The organism is Streptomyces sp. GLSS-08 (genome assembly GCF_056387915.1).
Genome location: NZ_JBWJAQ010000002.1, coordinates 67,892 through 86,170, shown reverse-complemented (window position 1 = coordinate 86,170; position 18,279 = coordinate 67,892). Strand labels below are relative to the sequence as shown.

The 18,279-nt window shown below is 71.9% G+C and carries 9 protein-coding genes; 1 reads left to right on the top strand and 8 read right to left on the bottom strand.

The genetic code is table 11. The features are described from left to right. Window positions 1-112 precede the first annotated feature (112 nt). From AC0ZLC_RS03100 to eccD, 6 genes are all read right to left on the bottom strand, one after another. The gene (locus AC0ZLC_RS03100; protein WP_476750295.1) at window positions 113-3,793 is read right to left on the bottom strand and encodes an AAWKG family protein; all 3,681 of its coding nucleotides are present in this window, start codon (window positions 3,791-3,793) and stop codon (window positions 113-115) included. Window positions 3,794-3,915: 122 nt separating this feature from the next. Next, window positions 3,916-4,377 (bottom strand): type VII secretion system-associated protein, encoded by a 462-nt coding sequence (locus AC0ZLC_RS03095; protein ID WP_476750294.1) that lies wholly within the window; start codon window positions 4,375-4,377, stop codon window positions 3,916-3,918. 295 nt (window positions 4,378-4,672) lie between these two features. After that, window positions 4,673-4,981 (bottom strand): WXG100 family type VII secretion target, encoded by a 309-nt coding sequence (locus AC0ZLC_RS03090; RefSeq protein WP_476750293.1) that lies wholly within the window; start codon window positions 4,979-4,981, stop codon window positions 4,673-4,675. Between the two features lie 85 nt (window positions 4,982-5,066). After that, window positions 5,067-5,402: a hypothetical protein gene (locus tag AC0ZLC_RS03085; RefSeq protein ID WP_121409269.1), complete on the bottom strand. Its 336-nt coding sequence runs from the start codon at window positions 5,400-5,402 to the stop codon at window positions 5,067-5,069. Window positions 5,403-5,906: 504 nt separating this feature from the next. Further along, window positions 5,907-7,505 carry a type VII secretion protein EccB gene (gene eccB, locus AC0ZLC_RS03080; RefSeq protein WP_476750292.1) on the bottom strand — a complete coding sequence of 533 codons (1,599 nt, stop codon included), beginning with the start codon at window positions 7,503-7,505 and terminating at the stop codon, window positions 5,907-5,909. Window positions 7,506-7,551: 46 nt separating this feature from the next. After that, window positions 7,552-8,958 (bottom strand): type VII secretion integral membrane protein EccD, encoded by a 1,407-nt coding sequence (gene eccD, locus AC0ZLC_RS03075; RefSeq protein WP_476750291.1) that lies wholly within the window; start codon window positions 8,956-8,958, stop codon window positions 7,552-7,554. Window positions 8,959-9,412: 454 nt separating this feature from the next. On the opposite strand from eccD, the gene eccCa reads away from it, so the two are divergent. Beyond that, window positions 9,413-13,450 (top strand): type VII secretion protein EccCa, encoded by a 4,038-nt coding sequence (eccCa, locus tag AC0ZLC_RS03070; protein WP_476750290.1) that lies wholly within the window; start codon window positions 9,413-9,415, stop codon window positions 13,448-13,450. A gap of 182 nt (window positions 13,451-13,632) precedes the next feature. Here the strand turns inward: eccCa and AC0ZLC_RS03065 are convergent, their stop codons facing one another. Together AC0ZLC_RS03065 and AC0ZLC_RS03060 are read right to left on the bottom strand one after the other, a co-directional pair. Further along, a complete protein-coding gene (locus AC0ZLC_RS03065; protein WP_476750289.1) occupies window positions 13,633-14,886 on the bottom strand; it encodes a S8 family serine peptidase in 1,254 nt (417 codons plus the stop codon). Further along, complete coding sequence (locus AC0ZLC_RS03060; RefSeq protein ID WP_476750288.1) at window positions 14,883-18,203, bottom strand: right-handed parallel beta-helix repeat-containing protein; 3,321 nt, start codon at window positions 18,201-18,203, stop codon at window positions 14,883-14,885. The genes AC0ZLC_RS03065 and AC0ZLC_RS03060 overlap by 4 nt, the downstream gene beginning before the upstream one ends. Between the last annotated feature and the right edge of the window lie 76 nt (window positions 18,204-18,279).

Sequence of the window (18,279 nt, the reverse complement as noted above, 5' to 3'; positions counted from 1 at the left end):
CCGGGTTCCGGCAACTCCCCTGCTGATCTTGCCTGGTGGGGGTCCCGCAGCGAAAGTCGGGACCGGGTGGGATTCGTCTCCCCGCGGTGGTCGTGCCGGGCTCGTACGGTGCTCACCGCCCGATGACGGCCGGGGTGCCGCCCTCTTCGGTGCCCCACACGTCCTCGTCCTCCTCCAGGTAGTCGGCGGGACTGGTGGACCTGCGCCCCGGTTCCGCCTCCTCCTCGGTGGAGTCGCCGCCGCCGGTGGTGTTCACCCGGGACGGGGCGAGGAAGGTGTCACTGTCCTCCTGGCGGTTCCACGGACTGCGCCGGCGGCGGTTGCGGCGCTCGCTCTCCTCGGCCGCGTCGACCAGGACGGCACGCACCCGCTCGCCGTTGCCCTTGTCGCCGCCCGCGCCCATGCCGCCCATGCCGCCGCCCATCGGCATACCGGGGCTGCCGGGCGTTCCGGGGGCGCCGGGGGCGGCGGCAGCCGCGGAGGCTGCACCGAGCGGGGTGGCCGTGCTGCCCGAGAGAGGGGTGGAACCGGACGCGCCGAAGACGTCCGAGGAGAGGGAGTCCGCTCCGGAGAGGCCGCCGCCGGATGCCCCAGCGCCCCCGCCGCCGCCGAGGTTCAGTTCGGAGAGCGGCACGTCGCGGGACGTGGTGCCGCCACCGCCACTCGCGTCGAGGTCGCCGAGACCGTCCAGGATGCCCGAACGGCTGCCGTTCAGCGACGAGTTGAGGTCGTGCAGGTTCACGGTCTCGGTGTTGCCCTGCGGGTCGGTGACCGTGGCGATGCCGGTGTCCGGGTCGATGACCTGCTTGCTGCCGTCCGGGAAGGTGGTGGTCAGCTGGCCGTTGTCCAGGAGGGTGGTGGAGCCGTCCGGGTTGGTCACCCTCGCACCGTGGGTGAGGTCGGTGGTCGTGGTGGTGCCGTCCGCGTCCGTGGTGGTGAGCATCCCGTTGTCCGGGTCGAACGTGGCCTTGCTGCCGTCCGCGAACGTCGTGGTGAAATCACCGCTGTCGTCGAGCTCGGTGTGACCGCCGGTCGGGGTTTCGAGGCCGGAGTGGCCGCTGTTGATGTCCCCCAGATCGCCGATCGTCTCGGTGGTCACATCGGGGTTGATGTCGCCGAGGTCGCCGAGGCCGTTCGGATCGCCGAGGCCGTTGAGGTTGTTCTGGCTGTTGAGGCCCCCCAGGCTGCCCAGGTTCTCGGTGGTGGTTCTGCCGTCCGGACCGGTGGTGGCCGCCTGGCCCGTCGACGGGTCGACGGTCTGCGTGGTGCCGTCCGGGAACGTGGTGGTCAGCTTGCCGTCGTCACCGAGGGACGTCACCGAACCGTCCGGGTTCGTCACCTTGAGGCCGTCACCCAGATCCTGCGTGGTCACCGTGCCGTCGGGCGAGGTGGTGGTGAGCACCCCGCTGTCCGGGTCGAAGGAGGTGCTGCTGCCGTCCGGGAAGTCGGTGGTCAGGTCACCGGCGTTGGTCAGCTGGGTGCTGGTGCCGGTCGGGCCGTCGAGCACACCGTCGCCGTTGAGGCTGCCGTTGAGGTCGGTGAGGCTGCCCAGGTCGGTCGTGGTGGTGCTGCCGTCCGGGTTGGTGGTGACGGCCTGACCGGTCGCGGGATCGACGGTCTGCGTGGTGCCGTCCGGGAACGTCGTGGTCAGCTTGCCGTCGTCACCGAGGGACGTCACCGAACCGTCCGGGTTCGTCACCTTGAGGCCGTCACCCAGATCCTGCGTGGTCACGGTGCCGTCGGGCGAGGTGGTGGTGAGCACCCCGCTGTCCGGGTCGAAGGAGGTGCTGCTGCCGTCCGGGAAGTCGGTGGTGAGCTTGCCTCCGTCGGCCTGTGTGTTCCCGCCGGTCGGGGTCTTGAGGGAGCCGCCCCCGGGGTTCAGCCCGCCAAGGTTGCCGAGGCTCTGGGTGACCGGCCCCAGGTCGGTTTCGGACCCCTGGCCGGTTCCGTTGATGTCGCCGATGCCGCCGGTGCTCTCGGTGACCGGGTTGTTCTGGTTCAGCAGGTCGTCGAGGCCGTCGAGGCTCTGCTCGGTGACCGCGTTCGGATCGTTGAGGCCGCCGAGGCTCTCCTGCATGGCCCTGGTCTGCTCCCGGGCCTCGCGTTCGGCCTCGTCCTGCTCGCGCTTCTGCTCCTCGCGCAGCTCGTCCTGGTACTTCTTGTCCTCGTCCCGCTGCTGGTTCTGCTCGTTGCGCAGGTCGTCCTGGTACTTCTTGTCCTCCTCGCGCTGCTGGTTCTGCTCGTTGCGCAGGTCGTCCTGGATGCGCTTGGCCTCGTCCTGCTCCTTCTTCTGCTCCTCGCGGAGTTCGTCCTGGTACTTCTTGTCCTCCTCGCGCTGCCGGTTCTGCTCCTCGCGGAGTTCGTCCTGGTACTTCTTGTCCTCCTCGCGCTGCCGGTTCTGCTCCGCGCGCAGCTCCTCCTGGTACTTCTTGTCCTCCTCGCGCTGGCGCTCCTGCTCCGCGCGCAGGTCGTCCTGGTACTTCTTGTTCTCCGCGTTCTGCTTCTTGATCTCGTCCTGTTCCTCCTTGAGCTTCTTCTTCTCGTACTCCTCCGAGGCCGTGCCGGTCGACTTCGGCTTGGGCACGTTGTCCGAGAAGTCCTCGCCGAGTTCGAGGAAGTGGTTGTTCAGGGCGGACTGCACCTGCGCGGCGGGCTTGCCCAGGTACTCGTCGACGCCCTGGGTCCAGATCTTGACCGCCTTGTCGCCGACCTTCGCCCAGTTGGCGATGTCGGTCAGGTCGCCGTACTCCGGGTGCACCTGGGAGAAACCGCCCTGCGGGCTGTGCTTGACGGTGGTGGAGTAGCGGATGGTCGTCGACGTGATGTCCGTCTTGGCGACGTTGTTCGCGTCGACCCACTGGGCGAGGTCGTCCAGGACGTACCGCAGCACCTGATGCGGGTCGTAGTACGAGGACTTGGCCCAGGCGAGCCATGCGTCCAGCAGCTTGGTGGCGGAGTCCTCGAGGTACTTGCGGCCCAGCGACAGGGCGCGTGAGTACACGGTGTTGCCGGTGCCGGTCTCGTCGCCGGTGCCGGCCGAGGAGTCGAAGGTCTCGATGTAACTGTCGTAGTTCTCGCGGATCTTCTTCAGCAGGCTGCGGAAGACCTCCGCCGCCTCGCCCTTCCAGCTCGCGTCGTCCCGGCCGAACCGGTCCTCCCAGTCCTTCAGCACCACGGCGTGGTCACGGAAGAACTTCGCGGCGAAGTCGAAGGAGTCCCCGGTGGTGTCGAAGGAGTTCAGGTCCACCGCGTCGGCACTGGGCACCCCGAGGTTGCTGAACCGGGCGTCCTGGCTGCTGCCGCCCAGCAGGGCGAGGAGCGCCGCCCGCGGCCCGTTCATGTACCGGGCGAGCGCGACGGTGGACATCTTGTCCTTGTTGTAGTCCGTGAACTCGTTGCCCTCACGGACCTGGGCGTCGTGGACGTTGTCGGAGCCCGGGCCGGCGAAGATGACCTCGTCACCGGCCTTCACGCGGCCCTCGAAGACGATCCGGGCCTGCATGATCGACCGCCTCTTGCCGCTGTCGAAGAACCAGATGTCGTAGTCCTCGCCCTTGTTCCGCAGGAAGCCGGAGTCCTTGACGAGCAGGCCGAGGCTGCGCTCCTTGATGTCCATCCGGAAGAGCTTGCCGCCGTGGTCGGAGCGGAGGGTGTCGAAGACGGTGTTGCGGTCCGGCACGGGATATCCCGTGATGTGGGTGACCAGGGTGGCCCAGGTGTCGCTCGACGGGTTGCCGGCGTTGTCGAACTTGTCGAGATTGGCGACGGAGTTGGGATCGTACCGATCGGCCACCGGGCGCCCTTTCTGGTCGGTTGTCGTCCGTGCCGGCACACCGCGTTCTCGTACGGACGTGCAGGCGGGTCTCGCTCACGGGGCGCGCCGGTCGGCCGTGTCCGCCGTCGGCGCGCGAGGGATCAGTCTTCTTCTTCCGCGGTGCCGGCGGTGAGGGTGTCGACCTCTTCGAAGGTCTGCAGCAGCGTCTGCGCGTCGATCGCCCCGAGGTTCTTGTCCTTGGTCTTGTTGGCCTCCTCGATGGTGTCCGTGAGCGCTTCCTTCAGCTCCTTGAAGAGGTCCATCTGGTCGCCGAGCAGCTTGTCGATGGCCTCGGCCGCGGTGCGGACGCCCTCGATCAGCTTCGGTCCCGAGACCAGGGGGTCGGTGACCATCTTGCCGATGCGCAGGAGCTGTTTGTCCTGGGCGAGGTTGTCCGGGGTGGTGTGTCCGTCGACGAGTTGGCCGAGCGGGCGGATGGTGGAGCCGTCGCCGTCCTCACGGTGCTTCTTCGCGGCGGTGTAGACCGGCTGTACCTCGTTGTCCCGGAAGTTCTCCATCTGCTTGAGGTCGAAATGCTTGACGTCGGCCTTTTCACCGGCCATGGGACGATCTCCTGCTGCTAGGCGCCGGACGGGGGTACGGGGACGGCCCCGGTGGGCGGGGCCGGGGGCGTTGCGGCCCGGGTGGGACGGGGGGTTGCGGGCCCGGGTCGGACGGGGGCGTTGCGGGCCCGGGCTGGCGTTGCCGCAACCGCCCGCGCGGGACCGTTGCCTCAACCGCCCGCACGGCGCCGCCATGCGGGCGGTTCGGCGTTCTCGATCGCACGCGCGCGACTTCGGTCGCCGCCCCGCCCTCAGGACGGAGGGGAAGCTCCGGGCAGGCGCTGGGCCCCGAGGCTCAACGGGCCCGTACGTTGCCCCAGTTGTCGGCACTCCTGCGCTCGTCACGGGAGTGGTTGTCGTGGATGGTCCGGATCAGCTCGCCGTTGTCACCGAGGAGCCGCGCCATGTTCTTGGTGGCGTTGTCCCACTCCGCCTGGACCTCACGGTACTTCTCCTGGTCCGCACCCTCCCAGGACGTGACGAGCGGCTTCAGCTCGTCCTCCAGGTTGTTGAGGGTGTTGATGATGACCTGGGTCTGCTCCATCAGTTCCTCGATGGCCTGCTGGACCTTGGGATACTGCACGTCAATGATGCCGTCAGCCATGACGTCTCCTCTCGAAGGCCGGGCGCGGGGCCCGGGACGCTCACGAAGTCCGGCCGCACCGAAGGGCGCCGGTACCGCGGGTGGTTCAGCTCAGTGCTTCGAAGACGCCCTGGCTGGTCTTGCTGTTGAGAACCTCGGTCAGGTCCTGGTTCTCCTTCGCCAGGCGGTTGGCGGAGGTCACGTTCTCCTGGAGCGCGTCGATCATCGTGCTGATCTGGATGACGACCTTCTGCGCCTCGGCGTTCCAGCTGCGGAAGAGCTTCAGCAGGGCCTGGCCCTCGTCGCCGCCGACGCCGGAACGCGCGGCGATCTCAGCGACGTTGTTCTGCGTTTTCTCGACCTGGTCCCGGGCGGTCTCCAGGGAGGAGACGCCCCCCAAGCCCTTGGCATAGTCCGCTTTCCTTGCGGCGCTGTCCGCCATGTCACGCTCCCTTCGTTCAGGCGCGTCTCGTCGCACCGTTGCGAGTTGAGGCTAAAGAGAAAACAGGGTTTCGCGCAACGCGTGCAGGAAGGATGTGAGCAACAGCCGGTCCGGGAGAATTCGCCTGCATGGCAACGGAGTTGTGCCGATGTTGCAGCGGGATGAACAGGTGGGCGCCGACGATGGCGGCAACCGGGCGGGAACCGTCACCGCACGGTGCGCGAAGCGGGCAGAAAGCGGGCACGCGAAGAGACCGAACGGTCATGGAGAATGACCGCGCCCGGCAATGTGCGCGCGCACCCGCGGGATTCCACGGGTGCGCACCGTTCAAATCTTTGAGCTTTTTCTGAGGTTTCCCCCGGGTAACCGGTACCGCGACACTGGGCGGCACTGGCCAATTCACGCCACCGACACCGATTTCGGCCCGATCTCTTCCTCCACCCGGCCTTTCCGTTTTCCTTTCCTGAGCCCGTATGCGTTCCTTGCCGGAATCACCGTGCGGTGTCAGCTCTGTGGAGCGGTGCCCGCCGTGACTGCTTCGCCCGCCCTGTCGGATTTGTCCGCCGCACCGCTCTCCCCGGCCTTCTCCGACCGGCCCGCCGTACCGCACTGCGGAGCCGTGACCCTGGGCTCCGTGGCACCGGAGGCGGCGGTCGCGTCGAGGTCCGCGCCGGTGGGGAAGGCCGCCAGCAGCGGTGCCGGGACGGAGCCGATGTCCGAGGCCTCGTACCCGAGCGCCGCCAGCGACTCCTTGGCGGACACGCGGTACTTCACGCCGTTCTCCGCCACCAGGTAGGTGGTGGCGGCGTGCGCGGCGCCGCTCGCGTGCAGCGCCCGGACCAGGGCGCCGTGCCCGGGCCGTACGACCGTGGCGTCCGTCGGGACACAGGCCGGCTCGAGCGGCTGCGAGGTGCCCTGCGACACCGCGACGGGGGCGAGTTGAGCCAGCGGGACCAGCACCGACCTGATCCGTACGCCGGCGTTGTCGCCGTCCACCTGCGCGCAGAGGGCCGTGCCGCGCTCCGCGGACTGCGGGAGGGGCGGTGCGTCCGGCAGCTCCGCGGACGCGGCGGCGTCGGAGTCCTCCCCCCGGTGTTCGCGCAGCGCGTCCGCGCCGACCGTACGCACCTCGGGCGACTCCCCCTGGTAGGCGTCCCGCTGAGTGGCCGGGTCGCCCAGCACCAGGGCGGCACCGAGCCGGGTCAGCGGCACCAGACCGTCCTTGCGCAGCAGGTGGTAGGTGCTGCCGCCGCCGGGGACACTGACCTTGAACAGCTGGCCGATCCTGCTGGCCTCTCCACCGAGCGTGGGGCCCTCCTCGCCGCGCCCCGGCACCGCGGGCGGCTTCAGCGCGGGGCCGGGTGCCAGCGCGTCGAGGAAGGCCGCCGAGACCGGCATCGGCTTCTGGGAGCCGTAGCCGAGGGCGTTGCGGGCGTCGGAGTCGCGGTCCAGCGGCAGTCGGCTGCCGCGCCACACCAGGTACTCGGTGCCCTCCGGGCCGCGCACCAGCACCGCGCGGTCGCGGCCGATACCGCGGGCGTCCAGGGACATCCCGGCGGCCACGGTGGTGGCTCCCGGCTTGTCCACCCCGCTGGTCGTCACGGCTCCGGAGGTGCTGGGCAGCGCCCCGTCCGGTCCGGTGACGCACATGTGCCAGGCCCCGTCGTCGAGTTGGCCGGGGCCGGGCACCACGTCCGGGGCGCCGGGGATGCCGACCGGGGCGCCCACCGGGACGCCCTGCAGCGACGGGGTGCGGACGTCGGCGGTCGCCAGGTCGGAACCGCCGATCAGCTTCGCCGAGGCGTAGTTGCGCACCGGGTGCAGCACACCGTCGGTGCCCGTCCACAGGTACCGGGCGCCGGTGTCACGGTTGACCACCAGGTGCTCGCCGTCACGCCAGCCGTCGTTCCCGCCGGGGCGCAGCAGGCCGTAGACGGTGGCGCCGGCGCCGATCAGGACGGTGACCAGCACGCCGAAGACCACACCGCGGGTGGTGCGTCCGAGCGGGCTCTCCGGGGCGTCCGGGTCTGCCATCAGCAGGCTCGAGCTGAGCCTGCCCATCATGAACGTGTGGGCGTGGACCTGGTCTCGTTTGGACTGCACGGCTTGTCCTCAACTCCTTCTGCGTGCCGCGGCGTGGGGGATCTGCTCAGCCGAACAGGCCGCGCAGCCAGCCGAAGAGCCCGGCCGCCCAGAGGCTGAACGGCAGCAGCGCCACCGCGAGGCCGGTGTGCGCCAGTTCCGCCGCACGGCCCCAGTACGGCAGCATCCGGCGGCCGGGCACCGTCCAGGCGGCGATCACGAGCGCGGCGGCGGCGGCGAGCAGCACCGCGAAGACCACCGCGCGTACGTCGCCGTGGTCGTCCACCGCCCAGGCGCGGGCGAGCAGCAGCAGCCCCCAGACGCCGGGTACGGCCAGGGTCAGCCGCTGTCCGATGTGCACCAGGCCGCGGCTGTGCAGGAGCAGCAGCAGGCTCAGCCCGGCGGAGGTCAGCACCTCGGGCAGGTTCGGATCGTGGGTCAGGACGACCAGGGCGGCCGCGGCGACGATGCCGGTGGCGGCGAAGAGCGCGGTGACCCAGCGTCCGGCCAGTTCGGTGCGTTCGGCCACCTCGTCGCCCGCGTAGGGCTCGATGCCCTCCTGGAGCTGGGCGGCCGAGGACGGCAGGGCGGGCAGCCGCATCCCGGCCAGTTTGAAGGCGAAGGGTGCCACCGCTCCGGCGGCGAGGGCGACCACCGTCGCCACGAGAGCCGCCGAGGCCGCCACGTCCAGGCCGGAGTAGCCCATCAGGGCGCCGACGACCGCGGTCGCCACCGAGACGACCGCGGTGGCGAAGAGGGCCGGCGCGCCGACGGCCGTGGCGGCGAGCGCGAGGACCGCACCGCCCGCGCCCGCCGCGCCCGCGGCGAGCAGCCGTGCCCCCGCGACGCGGGCCGCGTCCGGGCCGGTCAGGTCGCCGCCGGGCAGCAGCCAGCCGGCGAGTGCCAGGCAGGGCGCGACCAGCAGGGCCAGCGCGGTCGCGGAGAGACGGTCGCCGACCGCGCGGCTGGCCGAGCCGGCGCCCGCGAGGAGCAGCAGCCCGGTCACGGCCGCGAAGGCGACCTGGAGGCGGCCGGAGCCGGTCGTCCCGGGCCAGAGCACCAGGGCGAGGGCGGCCACCACGGTCGCCACCGCGGTGCCGACCAGGAGTCCGCGGGCCGCTTCGGGATGCCAGGTGTGCAGCTTGCGGCCCGCGGTGTCGGCTATCCCGTCCACCAGGTCGTCGAGGCGGGCCTCGGGCAGCGCCTCGGTGTGCGGGCGCAGGTAGAGCACGGCGCCGTCGGCTAGCCCGGCGCGGGTGAGGGTGGTCTCCTCGTCGAGCGGGGCGTCGCCGAGCTGCTGGAGCACCCAGCCCGCGTGGTCGAGACCGGCCTCCTCGGCTTCCTCGCCGACATAGCGAAGCAGCGTGGGCAGGAGATCGGCGACCGGCACGTCGGCGGGCACGGCCAGATCGACGGAGACGCTCGGCGCACGTACGGTCAGGCGGCACAGTTCGGCCACAGCGCTGTCGGTCATCAGCTGAACTCTCGTCTTCCGTGGGGGCTTTGGCAGGAAGGCTTCCCCGGCAGGGGGACCTGCGAAGAGTACGGAAGGCCGGCGCGACCGCGAACGGGGGGTACAGAGCGGGAGAGTTGTGTCCGCGCCGCCGGCGACCGCCTGTCCCACGTGGACAGGTCGCGTTCCGTGAATGCAGACTACTGCCTACGCCCGCCGGATCGTGCTGCGGACCGGACTCATTGTCCGGTATGGAGTTGTCCTTCACGGGAGTTGACCGTCCCCGCTATCCGCTCGAAACATTCACCCCGGCGTTCACCGCCCGACGCGGAACCCGGAGAATCAGCTCGGTACGGTCTTTCCCGCTGCCGGGTGCGCCGGTATTCGGTGCGGGCCGGAAAGCCACTGAAACCGGAGGTTTCGTTCCTTGAGTGTGGTGCTGTTTCGCCGGCCGGCCCGCAGACGCGGACCGGAGATGCCCGAGGGTCAATTGACCCTGCAGGAGCCACCGGTCCTCGCCGAGACGGTGCCCGACACCTCGGCGATATGGACTTATCTGCCGATGGCGCTGATGTCGGTGTCGATGATGCTGATGTTCCTGCGCCCCGGCGGTGGGAACGGCGTCTTCATGTATCTGGCGATGGGCGTCATGGCGCTCTCCGCCGGTGCGATGCTGCTGGGGCAGCTGATGCGCCGCTCCAGCGAGCGCAAGCAGCGTCTGAAGGGCGAGCGCCGCGACTACCTCCGCTACCTGGCGCAGATGCGCAAGCGGGTCAGGTCCACCATCGTGGAGCAGCAGCGGGCGCTCGCCTGGCGCCACCCGGACCCGGCCTCGCTCCGCTCCCTGGCCCGCACCTCGCGGCTGTGGGAGCGCCGCCCCGGCGACGAGGACTTCGGCGAGGCCCGCCTCGCGGTGGGTGAACAGCAGCTCGCGCTCACCCTGCAGCCGGTCTCCACCCGCCCGGTGGAGGATCTCGAACCCCTCTGCGCGCACGCCCTGCGCCGCTTCATCCGCGCCTACTCCACCGTCCCGGAACAGCCGCTCGGCCTCTACCTGCGTTCCTCGGCCCGGATTTTGCTGCGCCCCGAGGAGACCCCCGGCCGGGCGTCCGCCGAGCCGGGCGTCCGGCCGAACGGGGACAGCGGCGAGGCCGGGACCGGGGGCGGCGCTCCGGCCAAGGACCCGGCCGACGCCGTACGTGCCCTGGTGCGCGCCGCGCTCGCCCAGCTCGCGGTGTTCCACGCGCCGGAGGAGCTGTGGCTCGCGGTCTGCGTCAGCGACGAGCGCCGGCCCGACTGGGAGTGGGTCAAGTGGCTGCCGCACGCGCTGCATCCGCAGGAGGAGGACGGGGCGGGCCAGGTCCGCCGGATCACCGCCGACCTGACCGAGCTGGACGACCTGCTCGGCGCCGAGTTCGCCGAGCGCCCGGGCTTCGACCCGGATGCCCGCCCCGGCCGTGACGAGCCCTACACCGTCGTCGTCCTGGACGGCGTCACCGTCCCCGAGGGCCATCGCTGGGAGGGGCACGGCTACCGCAACGCCGTGGTCCTCGACGTCTCCGGGGCGCTGCGCTGGCGGCCCGGACGCAACACGCTGCGGCTGACCGTCGGCCCCGACCGGGTGAATCTGGTACGCACCGACCGCAGCCGCAAGGAGCGTTCGGTGGCACTCGGCCGTCCGGACCGGCTCGGCCCGCTCGGTGCCGAGTCGCTGGCCCGGCTGCTCACGGCCCGCCGGATCAGCCTGGGCACCGACATCGCGCAGCCGCTGGACGCCGACGTCGAGCTGACCACCCTGCTGGGCATCCCCGACCTGCACCGGCACGACCCGGCCACGCTCTTCGCGCGGCACACCGGCTCCGCGCGGCTGCGGGTCCCGGTCGCGGTCGGCGTGGACGGCCGTCCGGTGGAGCTCGACATCAAGGAGTCCGCGCAAGGGGGCATGGGTCCGCACGGCATGCTCATCGGCGCCACCGGCTCCGGCAAGAGCGAACTGCTGCGCACTCTCGTACTCGGTCTCGCGCTGACCAACTCCTCCGAGACCCTGAACTTCGTCCTGGTCGACTTCAAGGGCGGGGCCACCTTCCTGGGCCTCGAGGAACTTCCGCACACCTCCGCCGTCATCACCAACCTGGCCGACGAGGTCGCGCTGGTGGAGCGTATGCAGGACGCCCTGCACGGCGAACTCATGCGCCGCCAGGAGCTGTTGCGCGCGGCCGGCAACTACACCTCCGCCCTGGAGTACGAGCGGGCCCGCGCCGCGGGGGCCGACCTCACCCCGCTGCCCAGCCTGTTCGTGGTGGTCGACGAGTTCAGCGAACTCCTCTCCACGCACCGGGAGTTCATGGACCTGTTCGTGATGATCGGCCGCCTCGGACGCTCACTCGGGGTGCACCTGCTGCTCGCCTCGCAGCGCCTGGACGAGGGCCGGATGCACCAGTTGGAGAGTCACCTCTCGTACCGGATCGGCCTGCGCACCTTCTCCGCCATGGAGAGCCGGGGCGTGCTCGGCGTGCCGGACGCCTACGAGCTTCCGGCGCAGCCGGGCAGCGGCTACCTGAAGTCCGGTGTCGAGGCGCTGACCCGGTTCCGTGCCGCCTACTCGTCCGGCACCTACCGTCGTCGTACCGGCGCGGTGGTCCAGGCCCGGGTGGCCAGCCAGGTGGTGCCGTGGACCAGCGGCTGGGTCGTGCCGCGCACCCTGGAGGCCGCGCCCGATCCGGAGCCTGCGAGCGAGGAGAGCGAGGAGGACGAGGAGACACTGCTCGCCGTGGCCCTCGACCGGCTGCGCGACTCGGGCCCCGCCGCCCACCAGGTGTGGCTGCCGCCGCTGGACGAGCCGTCCCCGCTGGACGCCCTGCTGCCCGGCATCGCCCCCGACCCCGAGCGGGGTCTCAGCGCCGCCGACTGGTCCGGGACCGGCAGGCTGCGGGTTCCGGTCGGACTGGTGGACAAGCCCTTCGAGCAGCGCCGCGACCCGCTGGTCGTGGACCTCTCCGGGGCCGGTGGCCATGTCGCCGTCGCGGGCGGTTCGCAGAGCGGCAAGTCCACGCTCACCCGCACCCTGATCGGCGCCCTCGCCCTCACCCACACGCCCGCCGAGATCCAGTTCTACTGCCTCGACTTCGGCGGCGGCGGTCTCTCGCAGCTCGCCGCGCTGCCGCACGTCGGCGGCGTCGCGGCGCGGCTCAACCCGGAGCGGGTGCACCGCGCGGTCGCCGAGGTGATGACACTGCTCGCCCGGCGCGAGCAGTTCTTCGTCGACCACACCATCGACTCCATGCAGTCCTACCGCCGCCGGCGGGCCGCCGGGGAGTTCCCCGACGAGCCGTTCGGCGACGTGTTCATGGTGGTCGACGGCTGGTCCACGGTCCGGCAGGACTACGACGACCTGATCCCGAAGTTCAACGAACTCGCCGCCCGCGGCCTCAACTACGGCATTCACCTGCTCATCACCACCACCCGTTGGGTGGAGCTGTCCGCCCAGGTCCGTGACCAGTCCGCGACCCGTCTGGAACTGCGGATGGGTGACCCGATGGACTCCGAGATCGACACCCGCAAGGCCCGCTCGGTGCCGCGCAGCGGCGGTCGCGGCATCACCGCCGACAGCAAGATGCACTTCCTCGCCGGCCTGCCCCGGCTGGACGGCAGCGGTTCCCTGGAGGACCTCGGCGACGGCGTCGCCCACCTGGTCTCCGAGGTCGCCCGGCACTGGCCCGGCGCACCCGCGCCCCAGGTCCGGATGCTGCCGCACCGGCTGCCGGCCGCCGAGCTCCCGGCGCCCGAGTCCACCGAGGGCGACGGCATGCGCCTGCCGCTCGGCATCGACCAGGACGCCCTGGAACCGGTCTGGCACGACTTCAGCCGTACTCCGCACCTGATCGTGGTCGGCGACACCGAGAGCGGCAAGACCAACCTGCTGCGCCACGTCACCGCGGGCATCACCGCCCGCTACTCCCCCGCCGAGGCGAAGATCATCGTGGTGGACTACCGCCGCACCCTGGTGGACACCGTCCCGGAGGAGTACCGCATCGGGCACGTGATCTCGCTGGACAACCTCAAGGAGACCATCGAGGGGGCGGCCAGGGCCATGAAGACCCGCGTCCCCGGCGCCGACATCGCGCCGAACCGTATGCGCAAGTGCGACTGGTGGACCGGTCCGCGTCTGTTCATCCTGATCGACGACTACGACATGGTCTCCGGCAGCTCGTTCCAGAGCCCCATGGAGCCGCTGTTCGAGTACCTGACGCTCGGCTTCGAGATGGGTCTGCACCTGGTCGTCGCCCGCAGTGCCATGGGGGCCGGCCGCGGCCTCAGCGACGGCCTGATCCGGCGCCTGGACGAGGCCAACAATCCGGCCGTCCTGCTCTCCTGCCCGCCCACGGAGGGCCGTCTCTTCGGCAACGCGAAGCCCAGGAACCTCCCGCCCGGCCGGGCACTGCACATCGCCCGCCGCCGCGCGAAGCTGATGCAGACCGCGCTGGTGGCGGATCCCCGGGGCCAGGACGACTGAGGAAGCACGAAGCGCGGGAAGCGGGGGCCACCTGATGAGGTGGCCCCCGCTTCCGGTTGCACGTGCCCCGCCAGGGGCGCGGGGAAGGGGCGACCAGCCCCCGCCGGTCCGCGGTCGGCGAACCGCTCAGCCGTGCGAGCCCGTGGGCGGCCCCAGGGGCGTCCACGCCCCTCGGACCGTACTCAGCGGTCCTCTTCCGGCGCCCCCGCTCCCGCTCCCGCCGGGCGCCAGCCCCGGGCCCGGGCGCGGGGCAGGACGAAGGCGCCCCAGAGGACGGCGAGGACGCCGCCGGTGCCGAGGAGGACGAAGAGCGTCGCGCGGCCCGTGGCACGCTCGGCGGAGGAGGTGTCGCGGACGGTCACGGGTACTGCGGCGCGCTCAGCGCCGGAAGACGTACCCGAGTCACCGAGGACCGTGGTGACGGCGGCGTAGGGGTCGAGCTGCGGGATGTCGGCGGGGTAGGCGGTCGCGGTCAGGCGGCGCGCGACCGCGGCAGGCGAGTCGTCGGGCCGGACGGCACGGACCGCGGCAGCGGCCCCGGCGACGTAGGCGGCGGCGACCGAAGAACCGGCGCCCAGGTAGTGGCCGTCACCACGCGGGCCGCCGGACACCACCCCGGCGCCGGGCGCGGCCAGGTCGATCCCGCTGGTGGCGAGCGCGTTGTCCGGGCGGCCACCGCCGGGAAGCATGTCGGCGACCGACAGGACGCCGGGTTCACCGGCCGGCCAGTAGGTGCGGGCCGGGATCTCGTCGGTGCCGCTCCGCGGGGGGTCCGGGGTGGCCGCGGCCACCACCAGCGCGCCCGCGTCACGTGCCTCGGCGACGGCCCGGGTCAACTCCGCGTCACGGCGCGGCAGGGCCACCGCGACCGCGATCACGTCGGCCCCCGCCTCGGTCGCGTCGAGCACCGCCGCCGTGACCAGGCCGGTGCTCGCCCGGCCGCGCGTATCGGTACCGCGCAGGGCGAGGATCTTCGCGTCCGGGGCGACTCCGGTCAGCGGCGCGCTGCCCTCGCCGGCTCCGGCGATCAGTCCGGCCAGGAAGGTGCCGTGCCCGACGCAGTCCTCACCGGCCGCGCCCTGGGCGGTGACCCGGCCGTCCAGTCCTGCGGCGCCCGGCGCGACGCCGGTGTCGATCAGGGCGACCGTCACGCCCGCGCCGGTGCTGTACCCGTGCAGCCGGTCCAGGTCGAGGCGCTGGCGCGACCAGTCCTGCTTCCTGGCCTTCTCGCGGGAGGCGGGCGTGCAGTTCACCGCGTCGGAGTCCGCGGCGAACGCGGAGGGCATGCCGGGCAGTTCCTGGCCGTTCTTCCCGTCGGCCGCGGGCAGCCGGGTGGGAGGCGCCGCCTGGGCCGGGACGGCCGCGGGCAGCAGCAGCGCGGCGGCCAGGCCGGTGCAGGGCAGCAGGCGCGCGATCCCGCGCACGGACGCTCTCATCGGGGGGCCGTCTTCGGTGCCGCGGACACGACGTCCTCGGGCAGCAGGACACGCAGGTCGTCGAGGGTGGGTGCGGCCAGTGAACTGAGCCGCCCCGCCTGGCGGGTGACCATCGACTCGACCACCTGGCGGGCCAGCCGGGCGTTGCCGAAGGAGCGGTCGCGGGGCAGTGAGTCGAAGTACTCCTTGAGCAGTGGGCCGGTGCCCGGTCCGCACTCGTACCCCATGCTCGCCGCCTGGGCACGCACGATGGTGACCAGTTCCTCGGAGGAGTAGTCGGCGAAACCGATCCGGCGCGGGAAGCGGGAGGACAGACCCGGGTTCGAGGCGAGGAACCGCTCCATCTCCTCGGTGTAGCCGGCGACGATGACGACCACCTCGTCGCGGTGGTCCTCCATCAGCTTCAGCAGGGTGTCCACGGCCTCCTGCCCGAAGTCGGCACCGCCGCCGCGGGGGGTGAGCGTGTACGCCTCGTCGATGAACAGCACGCCGCCACGGGCCCGTTCGAAGACCTCGCGGGTGAGCTGGGCGGTGTGGCCGATGTAGCGGCCGACCAGGTCGGCGCGGGCCGCCTCGACCAGCTGCCCCCGGTCGAGGATGCCGAGCTGGGTCAGGATCTCCCCGTACAGACGCGCGACGGTGGTCTTGCCGGTACCGGGCGGCCCGGTGAAGACCAGGTGGTTGCTGAGCGAGGGCACCGGCAGGCCGGCAGCGGCACGGTGGCGGGCGGTGGTGATGAGGTTGACCAGGTCCGCGACCTCGCGTTTCACCTCGGCCAGGCCGATCATGTCGCCGAGGCGGGTCAGCGGGTCGTCGGCCGGGGCGGCGGTCTCGGTGGCCTGCGCGGCGGCGGCGGTGGCGGAGACGTCCTCGGGCAGCAGCAGCCGCAGGTCGTGCTCACCGACCTGCGGCAGCGACGCGAGCCGGACCGCCTGCCTGTCCACCATCTCCTCGAACACCCCGCGCGCGGCACGGCCGTTGCCGAAGCCGCTGTCCCGCGGCATCGCCTCGAAGTGCGCCGCCAGCGCGGCCGCGGTGCCCTCGCCCAGCTCGTACTGGTGCTGGGCGCACATGTTCTCCATGATCGCGACCAGCTCGGGCACCGAGTAGTTCTCGAACTCGACGGTCCGCGAGAAGCGGGAGGCCAGGCCCGGGTTGGAGCCGAGGAACGAGTCCATCTCCCGGGAGTAGCCGGCCGCGACCACCACCACGTCGTCGCGGTGGTCCTCCATCAGCTTCAGCAGGGTGTCCACGGCCTCGCGGCCGAAGTCGGCGCCGCCGTTGCCGCTGTCCGAGGCGAGGGTGTACGCCTCGTCGATGAACAGCACACCGCCGAGGGCCCGTTGGAAGGTCTCGGTGGTCTTGATGGCGGTGCCGCCGACGACCTGCGCGACCAGGTCGGCGCGCGAGACCTCCACCAGGTGCCCGCTTCGCAGCGAACCCAGTTCGGCGAGGATCGCCCCGTAGAGGCGGGCCACGGTGGTCTTGCCGGTGCCGGGCGGCCCGGCGAATATCAGGTGCCGGCTCATCGGCGGTGCCGACATGCCGAGTTGCTCACGGCGCTGGGCGAGCTGGGTCAGGTTGACCAGCGTGCGCACCTGCTGCTTGACGTTCTCCAGGCCGATCAGCGCGTTCAGGGCGCCGAGCGGGCCGTCCGCGCGGTCCGGCGGAGGCACGTCCGCGGCGCCGGAGCCGGCCGGGTCGGTGTTCTCGGCGCTGCCGGAGCCCCAGGCGTCGCGCTTGCCGTTGCCGGTGCTGTTCAGGCCGTCCACGGCGAGCCGTTCGCCGGGCGCGGTCTGCACCAGGCCGCCGCCCTCGTTCTCGCGGGCCAGGCAGTTCACCAGGGAGACCGGCGCGGTGGACTCCACCCGGAAGCCGTCCTGGGCGCCGCCGGAGACCTCGCAGCCGCTGAGCGAGGCGAGCGCGCCCTCACGGAGCAGGAAGCCGTGCCCCTTGGGGGCGTGCACGGTCGTGCGGTTGGCGGTCAGTTCGCCGCCCGTGGCGACGACCACACCTTCCTCGCCGGACATCTCGACGCGGAAGTCGCGGACGGTGACGTTGCCGCCGTCCTCCACGACCAGACCGTTGGTGGCCGTGTCGGAGACTCCACCGCCGGCCAGGTAGAGGGTGCTGCCGGAGGCCACGCGTACGCCCGCGCCCTTCGGCCGGACGACCTCGCAGTCCTCGACGCGGCCGCGGGCGTCCTTGGCGGTCGAGATGCCGTCGCCGGAGGGCTCCACCAGCCGGGCCCGGCGCAGCAGCGGGTTGGCGCCGCCGCGCACCGCGACGGCGGGTGAGCCGCCGATCACTTCGAGGCGGTCCAGCTCCGCCGCCGAGTCCTCCTCCAGGAGCAGCCCCGTCTGCTCGCAGTCGCGGACCGTCAGGCCGGTCAGGGCCGGGGAGGCGGCCCCGGCGACCCGCAGCGCCGCGCCCTGCGCGCCGTCCACCCAGCAGTCCTCGAAGGTGCCGCGCGCCCGGTCGGTGACCAGCACGCCGTGCCCGCGGGTGCGTGAGACGCGGCAGCGGCGCAGCACCGGGTCGGTCCCCTTGGCCAGGGTGATCCCGTTCCCGGACGCCCCGGTGACGCGGACGTCCTCCAGCGTCGTACGGCCCGCGCTGCTCAGGTGCACGCCGGTGCTGGTGTCGTGTACGACGGTGCGGATTACCGAGAGTGAGGAGTTCGCCTCCAGGGCGATGGAGGGCTTGTCGGTGGAGGAGATGTCGCAGTCCTCGACCGTGCCGCGGGACTCGTCGTTGGCGAGCAGGCCGTTGCCGCGGGCGTCGCGCACCGTGCAGCCGCGGATGCGCGCCTCGCCCTGCTCCGCGAGGACCAGGCCGCTGGTGCCCAGGTGCTCGAAGGTGCAGGACTCGACGGTGGTGGGCGTGGTGGAGGTGACCACGATGCCCGCGCCCTGAGCGTTGCTGACCCGGCACTCCCGCAGCGCGAGCGAGCCCGTCCCGCCGGCCAGCATCGCGGTCCACGCGGCGCCGATGATCTCGCAGCCGTCCAGCGCGGCCTGCCCGCGCCGCACGTCCACGGCCGGCAGCTCGGCGTCGCCGCCGCGCAGCGTCAGCTCGGAGAGCATCACGGCGTCGGCGCGCAGCGCGATCACGCTGCCCGAGCGCGGACGGATCTCCACCGTTCCCCGCCCTTCGGCGGCGGTGAGGGTGACCCTGGTGTTGATCACCAGGTTCTCCGCGTAGGTCCCGGGCCGGACGCTGATGAGTGCGCCGGTCCGGGCAGCCGCGAGGGCCTCACCGATTGTCCGGTAGCGGTCCCGGTCCCCGGGACCGACCGACAGTACCTGGCGCGACACGCACCAACCTCCTTGCCACGGGGGCGTCTTCAGTGAACGTCCCCTGCTTCGGGGGCGCGTGTCGGCGAGCCGACGG

What these genes read in the sequence shown, in the direction of transcription:
- eccD (WP_476750291.1), bottom strand. Translation starts at nt 8,958, where the DNA reads ATGACCGACAGCGCTGTGGCCGAACTGTGCCGCCTGACCGTACGTGCG.
- eccCa (WP_476750290.1), top strand. Translation starts at nt 9,413, where the DNA reads ATGCCCGAGGGTCAATTGACCCTGCAGGAGCCACCGGTCCTCGCCGAG.
- AC0ZLC_RS03065 (WP_476750289.1), bottom strand. Translation starts at nt 14,886, where the DNA reads ATGAGAGCGTCCGTGCGCGGGATCGCGCGCCTGCTGCCCTGCACCGGC.
- AC0ZLC_RS03090 (WP_476750293.1), bottom strand. Translation starts at nt 4,981, where the DNA reads ATGGCTGACGGCATCATTGACGTGCAGTATCCCAAGGTCCAGCAGGCC.
- AC0ZLC_RS03095 (WP_476750294.1), bottom strand. Translation starts at nt 4,377, where the DNA reads ATGGCCGGTGAAAAGGCCGACGTCAAGCATTTCGACCTCAAGCAGATG.
- AC0ZLC_RS03085 (WP_121409269.1), bottom strand. Translation starts at nt 5,402, where the DNA reads ATGGCGGACAGCGCCGCAAGGAAAGCGGACTATGCCAAGGGCTTGGGG.